Origin of the sequence: Amycolatopsis kentuckyensis, assembly GCF_002155975.1 — a bacterium.
GTDB lineage: Bacteria > Actinomycetota > Actinomycetes > Mycobacteriales > Pseudonocardiaceae > Amycolatopsis > Amycolatopsis kentuckyensis.
In genome coordinates, this window is the sequence record NZ_MUMI01000896.1 from 1 (window position 1) to 762 (window position 762).

A 762-nucleotide genomic window follows, 5' to 3' on the forward strand; every position below is an offset into this window, starting at 1 on the left:
TTCGGTGACCGACGCGGAGAAGGCGTTGCTGGCGCGGATCGAGCGCCTGGAGCGCCGGGCGACGTTGGCGGGCGGAGGCGGCGCGCCGGCGGAGGGTGGCGTGGAGCCGCCGGTGCGCGCGGCGCCGGAACGCGAGTTTTCGAGGCCTTCGCAGCGCCCGGGGTCGGCGGGTCCGGCGCCGGTGCCGGAGCCGGTCAAGCCGCCGGCCACTCCCGCGAGCACGCCTGCTTCGGCTGGTGGCGCGACGCGCGCCGCCGCCGCGGCAGCCCAGTCTTCGAGCGGCGCCGCACCGGCCGCGGCTCAGCAGGGCGATGGCGGCTGGGGTGCCGTCCGGACACCGGGTGGCGGTACACCCGCTCCGGTGGCTTCGAGCGCGCCCGCGTCCGCACCGGTGGCGGAGGCCGCGCCCGTGGGGCCGGGCGGGATGGACGCCGCCGGGATCCGGAACGTCTGGCCGCAGCTGATGACCGCGTTGCGCAAGTTCACCGGCGGCCGCAGTCTCGAGGCGATGCTGACGCAGGCGACGGTGGCGAGCGTCGAGGGCAACGCCGTGACGCTGACCCACAAGTCCGAGCCACTGGCCCGCCGCCTTTCCGACCAGGACAACGCCCGCAAGATCGCCGGCGCCCTGACCGACGTCCTGGGCGGCGACTGGCAGGTCCGCTGCGTCCACGGCAACGCCCCGGCCGCGCCCGCCGCCCGCACGCAGCAGGCGGCCCCGGCCCCGGAGCGCTCGTTCACCCGCCAGTTCGGCGGGCGGCC

Annotated in this window: 1 pseudogene; it reads left to right on the plus strand. The window is 77.8% G+C overall.

The window, feature by feature from the left end:
- Nucleotides 1-762 (plus strand): annotated as a pseudogene (locus tag CCN39_RS48985) (DNA polymerase III subunit gamma/tau); the annotation flags it as partial.